This window comes from Rhizobium sp. P28RR-XV, from assembly GCF_012641385.1.
GTDB lineage: Bacteria > Pseudomonadota > Alphaproteobacteria > Rhizobiales > Rhizobiaceae > Rhizobium.
Map to the genome: position 1 here is coordinate 36,896 of NZ_JABAIG010000006.1, position 13,767 is coordinate 50,662.

14 protein-coding genes are annotated in these 13,767 nt (G+C 60.2%); 7 read left to right on the forward strand and 7 right to left on the reverse strand.

Features of this window, described 5'->3' with window-relative positions; translation table 11 throughout:
• Window positions 1-9 precede the first annotated feature (9 nt).
• From HGP12_RS13970 to HGP12_RS13985, 4 genes are all read right to left on the reverse strand, one after another.
• The gene (locus HGP12_RS13970; protein WP_168879140.1) at window positions 10-783 is read right to left on the reverse strand and encodes an amino acid ABC transporter permease; all 774 of its coding nucleotides are present in this window, start codon (window positions 781-783) and stop codon (window positions 10-12) included.
• Window positions 780-1,529 (reverse strand): amino acid ABC transporter permease, encoded by a 750-nt coding sequence (locus HGP12_RS13975; RefSeq protein ID WP_168842320.1) that lies wholly within the window; start codon window positions 1,527-1,529, stop codon window positions 780-782. The genes HGP12_RS13970 and HGP12_RS13975 overlap by 4 nt, the downstream gene beginning before the upstream one ends.
• Before the next feature lie 29 nt (window positions 1,530-1,558).
• Window positions 1,559-2,395: a transporter substrate-binding domain-containing protein gene (locus tag HGP12_RS13980; RefSeq protein ID WP_168842319.1), complete on the reverse strand. Its 837-nt coding sequence runs from the start codon at window positions 2,393-2,395 to the stop codon at window positions 1,559-1,561.
• Window positions 2,396-2,561: 166 nt separating this feature from the next.
• Entirely contained in the window at window positions 2,562-3,974 is a 1,413-nt protein-coding gene (locus HGP12_RS13985; protein ID WP_168842318.1) for a short-chain fatty acyl-CoA regulator family protein, read from the reverse strand.
• Between the two features lie 206 nt (window positions 3,975-4,180).
• Here HGP12_RS13985 and aceA point away from each other — a divergent pair, with 206 nt between their 5' ends.
• The 6 genes from aceA to HGP12_RS14015 all read left to right on the forward strand — a co-directional run bounded on the left by aceA (window position 4,181) and on the right by HGP12_RS14015 (window position 8,679).
• The gene (gene aceA, locus HGP12_RS13990; protein WP_168842317.1) at window positions 4,181-5,470 is read left to right on the forward strand and encodes an isocitrate lyase; all 1,290 of its coding nucleotides are present in this window, start codon (window positions 4,181-4,183) and stop codon (window positions 5,468-5,470) included.
• A gap of 26 nt (window positions 5,471-5,496) precedes the next feature.
• A complete protein-coding gene (locus tag HGP12_RS13995) occupies window positions 5,497-5,742 on the forward strand; it encodes a hypothetical protein (protein ID WP_168842316.1) in 246 nt (81 codons plus the stop codon).
• Between the two features lie 308 nt (window positions 5,743-6,050).
• Window positions 6,051-6,932 carry an NmrA family NAD(P)-binding protein gene (locus tag HGP12_RS14000; RefSeq protein ID WP_168842315.1) on the forward strand — a complete coding sequence of 294 codons (882 nt, stop codon included), beginning with the start codon at window positions 6,051-6,053 and terminating at the stop codon, window positions 6,930-6,932.
• Between the two features lie 25 nt (window positions 6,933-6,957).
• The gene (locus tag HGP12_RS14005; RefSeq protein WP_168842314.1) at window positions 6,958-7,329 is read left to right on the forward strand and encodes a hypothetical protein; all 372 of its coding nucleotides are present in this window, start codon (window positions 6,958-6,960) and stop codon (window positions 7,327-7,329) included.
• Between the two features lie 70 nt (window positions 7,330-7,399).
• A complete protein-coding gene (locus HGP12_RS14010; protein ID WP_168842313.1) occupies window positions 7,400-8,116 on the forward strand; it encodes an SDR family NAD(P)-dependent oxidoreductase in 717 nt (238 codons plus the stop codon).
• Window positions 8,117-8,220: 104 nt separating this feature from the next.
• The gene (locus tag HGP12_RS14015; protein ID WP_168842312.1) at window positions 8,221-8,679 is read left to right on the forward strand and encodes a MarR family winged helix-turn-helix transcriptional regulator; all 459 of its coding nucleotides are present in this window, start codon (window positions 8,221-8,223) and stop codon (window positions 8,677-8,679) included.
• Window positions 8,680-8,866: 187 nt separating this feature from the next.
• On the opposite strand, the gene HGP12_RS14020 is transcribed toward HGP12_RS14015, so the two are convergent.
• Both HGP12_RS14020 and HGP12_RS14025 read right to left on the reverse strand, forming a co-directional pair.
• Window positions 8,867-9,829, reverse strand: a complete 963-nt coding sequence (locus HGP12_RS14020) for an asparaginase (RefSeq protein ID WP_312862889.1) — start codon at window positions 9,827-9,829, stop codon at window positions 8,867-8,869.
• Window positions 9,826-11,277, reverse strand: a complete 1,452-nt coding sequence (locus tag HGP12_RS14025) for an amino acid permease (RefSeq protein WP_168842310.1) — start codon at window positions 11,275-11,277, stop codon at window positions 9,826-9,828. The genes HGP12_RS14020 and HGP12_RS14025 overlap by 4 nt, the downstream gene beginning before the upstream one ends.
• Before the next feature lie 276 nt (window positions 11,278-11,553).
• Here HGP12_RS14025 and HGP12_RS14030 point away from each other — a divergent pair, with 276 nt between their 5' ends.
• Window positions 11,554-12,981: an aspartate ammonia-lyase gene (locus HGP12_RS14030; RefSeq protein ID WP_168842309.1), complete on the forward strand. Its 1,428-nt coding sequence runs from the start codon at window positions 11,554-11,556 to the stop codon at window positions 12,979-12,981.
• Here HGP12_RS14030 and HGP12_RS14035 read toward each other — a convergent pair.
• The gene (locus HGP12_RS14035) at window positions 12,953-13,666 is read right to left on the reverse strand and encodes a FadR/GntR family transcriptional regulator (protein ID WP_168842308.1); all 714 of its coding nucleotides are present in this window, start codon (window positions 13,664-13,666) and stop codon (window positions 12,953-12,955) included. The two genes, HGP12_RS14030 and HGP12_RS14035, sit on opposite strands and share 29 nt — an antisense overlap.
• Window positions 13,667-13,767 lie beyond the last annotated feature (101 nt).

Genomic DNA, 13,767 nt, shown 5'->3' on the forward strand with positions numbered 1-13,767 from the left:
CCGGCTCCTTTAAGCTTTCAGGCGGCGCTCAAGGCGGCGCGTCAGGCTAGAAATGGGATAGCAAAGGGCAAAGAACGCCGCCATGACGACGATATAGGCGAGGACGGTGAAATCCAGACGGCGGACGGCCGTACTGGCATCAGTGGCGGCATGCAAAAGCTCATGCACGCCGACCAAAGAGGCAAGCGCGGTTCCCATGGTGATCGAGGCAAAGAGGTTCATCCATGGCGGCAATGACCGGCGCGCGCATTGCGGCAGAATGATCCAGCGCAGCGCCTGGGACCGGGAGAAGCCGAGGCCTTTGGCCGCCTCCCACTGCGTCGTTGGAATTGACTGAATGGCGCCACGCGTGATTTCGGCGACATAGGCGCTTGCCGGAATGGCAAGCCCGATCACGGCCTTCACCCAATCGGGAAAGGGCAGGTAATGGCCGAAGAGCACGATCTCGAAGGGAAAAATATAGGTCGTCGCAAAGATCAGCACGAGATGCGGCGCATTGCGGAAGATCTGGACATAAAGGCCGACGGGGTAGCGTATGATCTTCAGCGGTGCCAGCTCGAGAATACCAAGCAAGACACCAATCAAGGTTCCTCCCGCCATGGCGAGCAGGCTGATGAGGATGTTCATCAGGAAACCGCTGCCAAGATAGGGCAGCCATTCGATCAGCACATGCAGCAGCGACAGATCGGCCAGCAGCCAGATGACCGCAATCGCGACCAGTGCCCCGAAGAGCCAGGGCAGCCAGTTGCTCGAGGGAGCCGCTGAGAGCTTCGCCACACTCACGCGCCCACTCCGAAACCGGGTACAGCCAGGCGCTTTTCGATCCAGCGCCCGGTTCTGGCGAGGGCAAGGTTGATGGCGCTGAAGAACAGCAGGATAACGATCATCAGTTCGACGACATTGTCACGCTGCGTCCAGACCATGATCGACGCGTAGGTGATTTCGCTCACCGCGATCGCGTTCCCCACCGTCGTCAGCTTCACCAGATTGATCATATTGTTGACGATCGCCGGCAGCGATGCCCGGAGGGCGAGCGGTATCGCGACAAAACGAAGGATCTGCAGGCGTGTGAAGCCAATGGCGCGCGCCGCTTCCACCGTTTGCTCGGGCACGGCCTCGATGCCGGCGCGAAGCGCATCGGCGTGGAGTGCAGCGACATGCAGGCCGACCACGGCGACCACCCAGAAGAACGGTGTCAGAGGATTGTGCTGCGCGCCGCCGAGGCCATTGGAGACGAGGGTGTTCAGCACGAGGAAGCTGAACATCAGCTGCACGAGCGTCGGCGTGTTACGGGTCACTTCGATGAAGGCTCTGACCGGCACGGCCAAGGTCCTGTTTCCCGAGGTCAGCATGGCGGCAAACAGCAGGCCGAACAGCAGGCTTATCGGAATGAGGAGCACGATGAGATAGAGCGTGGTGATAAAACCACCACGCCAGATCTGCGCCTCATAGCCGCTGGCCAGGAACTCGTAGTGAAGCCCGATCTTGCCAGTCCAGTCTATGAAGGTCTGAAGTAGCGAACTTCCCATGCAAACCGTTCCTCAAGCGACCGACAATGTCACTTGCCCTCGAGCTTCTTGTGCTCTTCCTCAAGATAGGTCGTGTTGAGCAGGCGGTTTGCCTTGGCATAGTCGAGAAGCTTGCCGTTGGCATGCAGCTCCTGGACGGCCTTGTCGAGTGCGGCGCGCGTGTCGCCTTCGCCCTTGCGCAGCCAGATCACCGAATCCGAAGGAACGAGCTCGGTCGGAAACAGGATCTTGTAATCCTTCCATTCCTCCGGCCGATCCTGAAGCAGCAGGCCGACCGTCGCGCCGACATGCACGGCGGCAACGCAATTGCCGCCCTGAAGGGCCAGCAGCGATTCCGGCTGGCTCGGCAGCGCCTTCACTTCGGCGCCATATTGCTCCATCAGCGGCTGCGTGTAGTTCGAGCCTTGAGAAACGCAGACGGGCTTGCCCTTGAGGTCGCTCCAGTCGCTGAGGCCGCTATCCTTGCGGCCGACGGCAGCGCCGCCGCTGCGGTCATAGGGCGTCGGCACATAATCGAGGATCTTGGCGCGCTCTTCCGTGTACTGCATGTTGGCGATCAGGATATCGACCTTGCCCTGCTGCAGGAACTGCACGCGGTTCGGCGGCGTTACCGTGACCGTCTCCAGCTTGACGCCGAGCTTTTCAGCAAGCGCCTTGGCGATGTCGAGATTGTAGCCCTTCTGTTCCTGGCTTGCCGGATCGATGTAGCCGAAGGGCGCTCCGGAGAGGATGACGCCGACGGTCAGCGCGCCACGGCCCTTGATGCGGTCGAGCGTCGTATCGGCATGCGCAATCGTGGTGAACAGCGCGCCGCAGGAAAGCGCAGCGGCAAAAATGGCGGCAGATGTTCGCTTGGCAAAATTCATGGATCTCGGACTCCTTGTCTGCGCGGAACCTAGTAAGGGCAAGCGCGGCACGCGAGGAATGAGATCCTATTTATCGGAGTATCGACGCAACAATTATCCATATAAACGATAGATTTTAATATACTGAATTTGCCGTTTCCCATCCGCGACGGCAAATTCAATGCGATCACTGGAAATCGAATACGCTCAGGCCCGCCGCCATTTCGTCGAGACCGAGTGGGCGCGTCACCGGCGGTTCGGCCCTTACCAGGCAACCCTGACGTTCGCATAGGCGACAGGCCGGGCCGATCGCGATGGACATCGAGCCAAGTGCCTTGCCATAGATCACCTCGTCGCGATGGGCGATATCGCAGCCGATGAGGAGCGCGGTGCGGCGCATCCTTTCGCCAAAATCGGCCTGAGGTCCATCGACCGTCCGCGATATGGTGAGAAATCCGCTACCGTCCGGCATTTGCGTATCGTCCACCAATATCTGTCCGGGCTGGGCAAAGGCGGCATGAATATTGAGTTTGGGACAGCCGCCGCCGAAGCGTGCCTGCGGAAAGCCTTGGGCGCCAGCCTTGCGCAGTCGATGGCCGGCACTATCGATCTCCATCAGAAAAAACGGAATACCGGATGCGCCCGGACGCTGCAGGCTGGTCAGCCGCGTGGCGGCCTGCTCATAGGAAACACCGAAGCGAGCCCCAAGCCCATCGATGTCGTAATGCAGGCGCTGGGCTGTTGAAAGATAGGAGCCATATGGCATCAGCAGGGCGTGGGATGCGTAGCGCGCCAGCTCGAAGCGGGCGATGCGCTTGGCTTCCGGTGTCGAGAGAGCAAGCGCATCCAGTTCGGCGGCAATCTCCTCGCGCATGACCAGAGCCGAAACCTCGGTCGCAATCTCCCGAAGCTGATCGAAGGGAGACAGCCGCTCGGACAGGAAAAGCCGCATGGAATGCCGATCATAGCGCCGGCGCAGGCCCGGCATGGCGCGCACCGGCAGCAGACGCACGGCAATGCCATGCTCGTTCCTCAACCACAGCTTCAAGCCGCCAACCATATCGTCGCTGGAAGAAAGGCGCTCATGGAAGGCTTCGGCGGCATCTTCGATGCGAGCAAAAAAATTCGGCCGCGCCTGCAGACGATCGTGCACCTCATCGAGCGGCAAGCGGGGACCGGCGACATCGGCAATCCGGCCTTCGCGGGACAGAAGCTCGGCGAGATCGGACAGTCTTGCGGCCTGCTCGCGATAGGCGCGATACAGACGGATCATGCCGTTTGCCGCATTCGGCGCGGCTTCGGCGAGCTCGATCAACTCCTGATCGCCAGGGATTTCGCCCGCAAGCAGCGGATCGGCGAAAACTTCACGCAGCTGCCCTGCACTGCCACCCTGCTCGCCCTGCAGCGCATCGAGATCCACCTTATAGACCGCCGACAGTTTGAGCAGCAGCTGCACGGTCAACGGCCGCTGATTGCGCTCGATGAGATTGAGATAGGACGGCGAGATATCGAGAGCCTGCGCCATGGTCGTCTGCGTCAGGCCGAGCCCCATGCGGATACGCCGAACCCGTGGACCGGCAAAGATCTTGCGCTCAACCATATGTCAAACCTTTTACAAATTTTTCCTCAGGCGAATTTAACAAGATTTACAATTTTACTGAGAACCAATGTCAACGATAGCACATCCTAACCCTTTTATCGAATGGGATCTTTCGGTTTTTCTGGCTGCGGCAGCATCAATATTGTAAAAACAGTCATGCAATCGAGATCGATCGGAGGATCGAGAGACAGTATCGGGAGAATAGCATGACAGATTTTTACAAACTGGTTCCTAGCGCGGCCGCCAGGCGTTTCGACGGCATCGAGCGTCCCTATCAGGCCGCGGATGTGGAGCGGTTGCGTGGGTCGATCACGATCCGCCATTCCCTAGCCGAAATGGGTGCGAACCGCCTCTGGCAGCTCATTCACGAGGAAGATTTCGTCAACGCGCTCGGCGCGCTCTCGGGCAATCAGGCCATGCAGATGGTTCGCGCCGGCCTGAAGGCAATCTATCTGTCCGGATGGCAGGTCGCAGCCGACGCCAATACCGCCTCGGCCATGTATCCCGACCAGTCGCTTTATCCCGCCAATGCGGGTCCGGAGCTGGCGAAGCGCATCAACCGCACCCTGCAGCGCGCCGACCAGATCGAGACCGCTGAAGGCAAAGGACTTTCCGTCGACACCTGGTTTGCGCCGATCGTGGCTGACGCCGAAGCGGGCTTCGGCGGCCCGCTGAACGCCTTCGAGATCATGAAGGCCTATATCGAGGCGGGTGTCGCCGGCGTCCATTTCGAGGATCAGCTGGCATCGGAAAAGAAGTGCGGCCACCTCGGCGGCAAGGTGCTTATTCCGACGGCTGCCCATATCCGCAATCTCAATGCGGCCAGGCTAGCCGCCGACGTCATGGGCGTACCGACGCTTGTCGTCGCACGCACCGATGCCGAGGCTGCCAAGCTGCTGACATCGGATATCGACGAGCGCGATCGGCCCTTCGTCGACTACGACGCCGGCCGCACGGTGGAAGGCTTCTACCAGGTCAAGAACGGCATCGAGCCCTGCATTGCGCGCGCCGTCGCCTACGCGCCGCATTGCGATCTGATCTGGTGCGAGACCTCGAAGCCGGATCTCGAACAGGCACGCAAATTTGCCGAAGGCGTGCATCGCGCCCATCCCGGCAAGCTGCTGGCTTACAATTGCTCGCCGTCGTTCAACTGGAAGAAGAACCTGGATGACGCGACGATCGCCAAGTTCCAGCGCGAGCTGGGCGCGATGGGCTATAAGTTCCAGTTCATCACGCTTGCCGGCTTCCACCAGCTGAATTTTGGCATGTTCGAGCTCGCTCGCGGCTACAAGGCGCGCCAGATGGCCGCCTATTCGGAGCTACAGCAGGCGGAATTTGCTGCGGAAGCCAATGGCTACACCGCAACCAAGCATCAGCGCGAAGTGGGTACCGGCTATTTCGATGCGGTGTCGCTGGCGATTACCGGTGGCCAGTCATCCACCACGGCCATGCACGGATCGACTGAGCATGCGCAGTTCAAGCCGGCAGCAGAATGATATCGGGACTATAGGAGGAGAATGAAATGGCATCGATAGCACGCGTTCGCGAGAGAGCCGAAGAGCAATCTCTCACCATGAATACCGATCAGCAGGCGGTCATCCGCATGCTGGCCAACGAGCTGCATCGCCTCAATCAGGCCGTCATGAACGCGGTCGAGGCCGGCGTTTCCGTCGAGCTCATCCGCTCGGCCCGCCACCACGGCGGCAACGGCAATTGGGGTGATCTCTTGATCCCTGTCGTGGTCGCCAATGCGACGCACCAGGCTTGATGGACAAACCATCCAGCCAATGTTCGGGCCGCGCCGTTTTCAACGGTCGGCCCGTTCTCGCGGCTGGCACTGACATGCCTTAATTGGGGGTGCCTTTTCCCGAACTGGATGCTCAATCGAGCCAGTTCGCGCAAGTTCGGACACAATATCGGTATCCAGCATGTAGAGCCCGCTCAAAGGTCGATTTCCTTCACCGGCAACAAGGCATCGTCGATATTTCGGCCAAGGCTGCTTGACATTAGGAGCATATGCTCTCATGTCTTCCTCATCGAGAGCATATGCTCTTATCAGGCCGAGGAGTGAAGATCGTGAGCCAGGCTGAAATACTTGTAAGCGGTGCGACCGGAAGAACCGGGACGGCTACCGTCGACGAACTGCTCAAGATGGGCAAAACTGTTCGTGCCTATGTGCGCTCGGACGATGACCGGGCGGCAGCCCTGAGACAGCGCGGCCTTGAAACCGCGATCGGTGATTTCACCGATATCGATGCCATCCGGGCCGCCATGGAAGGCATCAGGTCTGCCTATTTCCTACATCCCATAGCGCCCGGGATCGTTGGGGCAGCAGCCTATTTCGCACAGGCCGCCAAGGAAGCTAACGTGTCGGCGATCGTCAACATGTCGCAGATCTCAGCTCGTCGGGAATCGACAAGCCACGCGGCACGGGATCACTGGGTTTCGGAACGTGTCTTCGATTGGTCGGGCGTCCCGACGACCCACCTGCGTCCGACGTTCTTTGCCGACTGGCTCGTCTACCCGCATTTCGCAAAGGAAATCTGGGCAACGCGGAAGATCCAGTTCCCCTTCGAGAACGGTCGCCACGCGCCTATTCCTGCTGATGACCAGGGTCGGGTGATCGCTCACCTTCTGGCCTATCCGCAGGGCCACGAAGGCAAGATTTACCCCCTCCACGGTCCTGTCGAGATGAACCACACCGAGATCGCCGCGGTCATCAGCGAGGTACTTGGCGTGAAGATCGAATACGCGCCGACGTCGATCGAGGCGTTCAAGGACAAGATGGAAAATCTCTACAAGTTCCCGCCGTTCCTCGTCCAGCACCTGGTCGAAGTCGCGCAGGACTATCGCGACGGCGTCTTCTCGGGAACCAACGATGCAGTCGAGGAGATTACGGGAACCGCCGCTCTCACGGTCAAGCAATTCATCACAAACAATCGCGCCGCCTACAAATAACGGCAAGAAGGCAGGAGATTTTACAATGGCACACGAAGAAGAACGTCATCCGTTTCTTGATGACCTGACGGCAGACGCCGAGCTGACCAGCTCCGTAGCGCGAGACACCATCGTGGGACGTGAGGAGATCAAGCTTGCAGTCAACACAGTTGGAACTTTCTACGTCTCGCAGAGCCCTACGTTTTTCGAGACGATCGGCTCGCGGCTATTCCTCGAATACGAGGCTGTGCTGACGACTGGCGAAAAACTGACCGCCACCGTCGTCGTGGACCGTAATCCCGATGGCTCCGTGCCGCGGGTCAGCGTCCGAATGAGCCCGCTTGGTTCGGTCATGGCCCTCTCCGCCCGTCTGCGGGAAGCACTCTCCGGAAAGTTGCCGGAAAACCTCTTTCTTTGAACGCAGCACCCATCGCGCCGACAGGCCAACGTTGGCCTGCCGCTCACTACTTTGGAAAGGAAATTCAGTCATGGACGTCGCCAAGAACACAGTCTTCATCACCGGTGCCAATCGCGGTCTGGGCTTGGCCTTCGCCCGCGAAGCCGTCCGCCGAGGAGCCTCCAAGGTCTATGCGGGGATGCGAAACACCAGCGGCTTTAGCGAACCGGGTATCGTTCCAGTTCAGATCGATGTCACGGATAAGGCATCGGTCGCCACTGCCGCCGAAATCGCCGCGGATACCAACATTCTGGTCAATAACGCGGGCATTGCCGCTCTGATCGACGGACCACTGGCGGAGGACTTCGAAACTCAGTCGCAGCGCCTCTTCGATACCAACTACTACGGCGTGGTCCGCGTGAGCCAAGCCTTCGAGCAAGCGCTCTCGAATAAGTCGCATGCCGCCATTATCAATGTTCTGTCTGATATCGTGTGGCTGCCACGGCCAATCCTGACCCCATATGCCGCCTCAAAAGCGGCCGCATGGAGCTTCACGAACCAGCTCCGGCATCACCTTCGTGACCGCGGCATCCAGGTTCTCGGTCTTCACGTAGGCTTCGTCGATACCGATCTGACCAACGGCATTGACGTCCCGAAGGCCTCCCCGGCGGACGTCGTGCGCCAGACCTATCATGCACTCGCCATTGGCAAGAGCGAAATCATGGCTGACGAGGGAACGGCTTTGCTGAAGAGTACGCTTGCAGCCGTAGATCCCGGCTATATCTCGCCTCCCCAAGGCATGTTCTGATAGTGGCGAAGGCCGCCGGTATCTATAGGCAGGCCATGGGCAGAAGATTCTCAGAACTTTCCTGCCCATGGCTTTAGCAATGCACGGATCGAGAGGAAATTGAGATGTTGACAACTAACCAACCACTAGGAATCGATCAATGCACCTGCTCCGCCATGAGAAAGGCTACTCGGCAGATTACCCGTTTCTACGATAGCCACCTGGAGCCAACCGGGCTACGCATCACGCAGTTTTTGACCCTCGCCGCCCTTGAAGAAGCGGGCGGAGCTGCTGTGAACATTCTCGCCGAGCGGCTCGATATCGAGCGGACGGCTATGGGAAAGATGGTCGGCTTTCTTGAGCGCGACGGCTTTGTCACGATGAAGCCGTCTCTCACGGACGGCCGGGTTCGTATCATTGAACTCACAGACCAGGGCCGCCGCCTCCATAAGCAAGCAGAACCCCTCTGGCGAAAGGCGCAGCTGGAATTTGCGCAGCTTAACGGACCTAAAAAAATCCAAGCGTTGCGGCTGGAACTGAACGCCATCGATATCGGGAGTTCGACGGCCGCTTCCGGAGAATAATCCATCTGGCTGGCGGCGACCGAAAACACGACGGAATAATCGTCGCTCGTCGAACGATTGTTCCAATCGGAACCTGCGCAGTTAAACCGGCCATATCGACTCGAGTTTAATGATCGCCTTTGGATACGAACTCGCCAACTCACTCTTGCACAATCAAAGCCCTTGATGGACCCGAAAGCCGAGGCCTTCAGGGGATGGCGTTGGCTGCGAAGTCCGCGAAGGCCTGCTCGACGAGCTCAGCGCTGGCGCCGGAGGCGATGAGGGCCGCCAGCACGATTCTCGCTTGCCCCGGCCGCAGTGTGGAGGAATGAACAGCACCGGCATCGGCAAGATCATGTCCGCCGCCACCGCCGCCATAGCTTGAAACAAGCAATCCATCCGGCACCCGGCTGGAGACCACGACGGGCACGCCGACATCGACACAGCGCCTGACGGCTTCGACTAGACGCGGATTGGCATTGCCCGAGCCGAGAGCCGCCAGAACAATGCCATGGGCGTCGGCCCTGAGGCTCGCGTCCACATGCACGGAGTCACAGCCAGGATAGATCGCCACAACATCGATACGCACGCTGTCGAGCGCTGCCGCAAGGCGCATGCTTGGCGGGTTTTCGAGCGGCCGCGATTGCCGAAAAGCATCTGCAACATCCGACGAATGCTTATAAAGCCCCCAAGCCGGCAGCAGCCGGCCACCGAAACAGACGAGCACGCCGCGCGCTGCATTGACCGGATCGGTAACGGCGGTAACGGCGGCGGCAAGGTTGGCGGGGCCGTCGGCCTTGGGATGATCGGCGGTGAATTGCGCGCCCGTGAACACGACCGGCTTGTTCAACCCATGCTGCAGATGGACGAGCAGCGCTGTCTCTTCCATCGCATCCGTGCCATGCAGGATGACGATGCCACTGACGGCGGCATCGTCAAGCAGCTCACCCACCTTGTCGCTGATGTCCTGCATATCCGCGAGCGTGAGGCTTGCAGAATCCTTCGCCATCAGTTCGATGGGTCTAAGATCGATAGGCATGTCTGGCAGGAACGCCAGCAGGCTTTCTCCCGTCAGAGACGGCGCGCTGGCGCCGTTGCCGGCGCGCTCGCTTGCGATGGTGCCGCCGGTGGCAATGACTGCCACCAGCGGATTTGCATTTGCTGCCGTCACGACTGGCCCCGCTCGGCCGCCAGCCGATGGATGCGGTCGCGCAGCAGATACCAGCCGATAACCAAAGCCGGCGCGATCAGGACGAGGGAAGCGATCGTCCATGTGCCGACCGGATAATCGAGCGCCATCAGCACCAGCACCGCGAAGAGGAAGACCAGCGTCAGGACGCCGGTATAGGGCGCGCCGAACATGCGGAAATCCGGGCGGGCCATCTCGCCGCGCTTCGACAGCTTCCAGAGCTTCAATTGGCACAGCACGATCACGCCCCAGGCGGAGATGATACCGAGCGCCGAGAGGTTGAGCGCAATCTCGAAGGCAGCCGACGGCACCACGGCATTCAGCGCCACGCCGATGACGGTCACGACGGCCGTCACCGCTATGCCGCCATAGGGCACGCCTGCCTTGTTCATCCTGGCAAGTGCTGCCGGCGCCGAGCCGGAAACCGCCATCGAATGCAGGATGCGGCCGGTGGAATAAAGGCCGGCATTGAGCGACGACAGCACGGCCGTCAGCACGACGAGATTCATGATGACATCGGCGCCTTCGATGCCGATCGTCCCGAAGAAGGTCACGAAGGGGCTCTCGCCGGCCTTATAGGCCGTATAGGGCAGCAGCAGCGACAGAAGCAGCACCGAGCCGACATAGAAGATCAGCAGGCGCGCAACCACCGTGCGGATCGCACCCGGCATGATCTTGCGCGGATCTTCCGTTTCACCTGCCGTCGTGCCGATCAGCTCGATCGACGCATAGGCAAAGACCACGCCTTGGATGATGACGAAGGCTGGCAGGATGCCATTCGGGAAGAAGCCGCCGCTGTCGCTGATGATGCTGAAACCGGCCGTATGACCGGCAATCGGCGTGCCGGAGACGACGAAATAGATGCCGATGACGAGGAAACTGGCAAGCGCCAGAACCTTGATCAGGCTGAACCAGAATTCGAGCTCGCCGAAAACCTTGACCGACAGCAGGTTCATGACCAGCACCACCATCAAGGCAATCAGCGCGAAGACCCACTGATCGATGCCAGCGAGCCACGGCACATAGTGCTTGAAGAAATTCATGTAGAGCGCGACGGCCGTCACATCGGCAACCGAGGTCATGGCCCAGTTCAGCCAGTACATCCAGCCGACTGCAAAGGCCATTTTCTCGCCGTAGAACTCGCGGGCATAAGAGACGAAGGAGCCGGAGCTCGGGCGATGCATGATCAATTCGCCGAGCGCACGCAGCACCAGAAAGGCAAAGAAGCCGCAGAGCGCATAGACGAAGATCAGCGCCGGGCCGGCTGCGGCAAGCCGCCCGCCGGCACCAAGGAAAAGACCGGTGCCGATCGCGCCGCCAATAGCGATCATCTGGATCTGGCGCGGCTTCAGGGCCTTGTGGTAGCCAAGGTCCTCATTGGCCGGCGGCTGACGATCCGCGGGTATATTCTGGATGGTTTCGACTGACATTGCTCCTCCCTTGAGCCGTTTGTCCATGGACGGGTCTGGGGTGCTCGTTTGCACCCGACAGGATGCCCTTTCGCTTTAACAAGCCGCCGATCGATGCTGGCGATCGCCGGTCATGCTGTAATGCTGTATGACAGATTTTTCCTCTTAGACATAGAATTTGCCCAAGGTCAACCCGACAGCAGGCTTATTGACGCGGCTCGGCGCAATCGATAACAGATTTCAAATCTGTCATACAGCTTGACAGATATAGCTTGATTTCGACCATAGGAGGATAATGTGGTCAAGACGCGAAGCGAATATGACCTGCTGGGCGAAAAGGATGTTCCGGCCGATGTCTATTGGGGGGTGCATACCGCACGGGCGGTTGAAAACTTCCAGGTAACGGGCACGCCGATCGGGCGTTATACGCATCTCATCCGCGGCCTTGCCTTCGTCAAGGAAGCGGCCGCCCTTGCCAATCACGAGCTTGGCCTGCTTACCAAGGAAAGGTTCGATGCCATCGTGCGCGCCTGCCGCGAAATCCGTGCCGGCGAGCTTCACGAACAGTTCGTCGTCGATGTCATCCAGGGCGGTGCCGGCACCTCGACCAACATGAACGCCAACGAGGTCATCGCCAATCGCGCCCTCGAGCTGCTCGGCCATGCCAAGGGCGACTATGGCCACCTTCATCCGAACGATCACGTCAATCTCAGCCAGTCGACCAACGACGCCTATCCAACGGCTGTCAATGTCGCGGTGATCGAGGCGATCGACGGCCTGGCCGCGGCAATGGAAGTGCTGCGGGATGCCTTCGAGCGCAAGGCCAGGGAATTCGACACGATCCTCAAGGTCGGCCGCACGCAGCTGCAGGACGCCGTGCCGATGACATTGGGACAGGAATTCAGGACCTTCGCCGTCATGCTCGGCGAGGACAGAGCCCGCCTGCTCGAATCGGCCTCCCTCCTGCATGAGGTCAATCTCGGCGCCACCGCCATCGGCACCGGCCTCAATGCGCCAGCCGGCTATGCAGCACTCGCCTGCGCCCATCTGGCCCGGCTGACGGGCCGCCCGCTCGTGACCGCCAGCGACCTCATCGAAGCAACGCAGGATCCCGGCGCCTTCGTCCATCTCTCCGGTGTGCTGAAGCGCGTCGCCGTCAAGCTTTCGAAGACCTGCAACGACCTGCGCCTGCTCTCCTCCGGGCCGCGGGCCGGCATCGGCGAAATCACGCTGCCGGCGATGCAGGCCGGTTCGAGCATCATGCCCGGCAAGGTCAATCCGGTAATCCCGGAAATGGTCAACCAGGTGGCCTTCTCCGTCATCGGCAACGACATCACCGTCACCATGGCCGCGGAAGCCGGCCAGCTGCAGCTCAACGCCTTCGAACCGATCATGGTGCGCGCGCTATCGGAAAGCATCATGCATCTGACCGCGGCCTGCCATATCCTTGCCGAACGCTGCGTCGATGGCATTACCGCCAACCCCGCTCTCATGGCGCAGCGCCTGCAGGAATCGATCGGTCTTGCGACAGCGCTGAACCCGCTGATCGGCTACCAGGCGGCAACCAAGGTTGCCCGCGAGGCACTGGCAACGGGGCGCACCGTACCGGAAATCGTGCTGGACCATGGATATCTGACCGCCGAAGAGCTTTTCGAGGCGCTGCGGCCGGAGCGGCTCGCCAATCTGCCGGCCGCCATCAATGGTGCGGCTGGTCCTCGCCGATGATCGTAGTCACCACACGCTTGACCTGACCGAGATGCGCTTCCATCGCCGCGATGGCCTCTTCTTCCGATCCCGCCGCAATCGCCTCGACGATGCGGCGGTGTTCGACATTCGAAGCCACGCGGCGCTGCGCCATCATGTTGACCAGCTCCGACTGCCGCATCAGCGCATCGCGAGCATCGGCGACGATCTTGCCGAAGACGGCATTTCCGGAGGATTCGGCGATCATCGAGTGGAATTGCGAATCCAGATTGACCCACTTCAGGGGATCTTCTTCCCGGTCCATCTCATCGCAAAGTTCAAGCAGGCGCCCCAGCTGCTGCTCCGTGCGCCGAAGCGCGGCCCAGCCGGCGGCGGGGACTTCGATGAAGGGTCGCGCCTCGATCAGATCCCGCGCGGAATAACCGCCGTAGCGTAGCTCCGAACCGGGTGTCGAGGTCACGACATAGGTGCCGCTGCCGGTGCGGGTCTGAGTAAGGCCGAGCGTCTGCAGCGAACGGAGCGCTTCACGGATGATGGGCCGGCTGACACCATAGCGGGTGGCAAGCTGCGCCTCGGCGGGCAGCCGTGTCCCGACCGCCAACCGTCCCGATGTAATTGCCGAACGAATATCCTCAAACACTGCCTCGGCAGCATTTTTCCGACTGATCGGACTTGTATAAGATAACCAATCAGCCACCTCACTCATGGCGACAAGCCTTCACAAACATTGTTGGCTTGTCAAGGATCGCTCCTGGAATGATGTATGTTTGACAACCGAAAGCCATCCAGGAAATCGCCTTGTGCGGA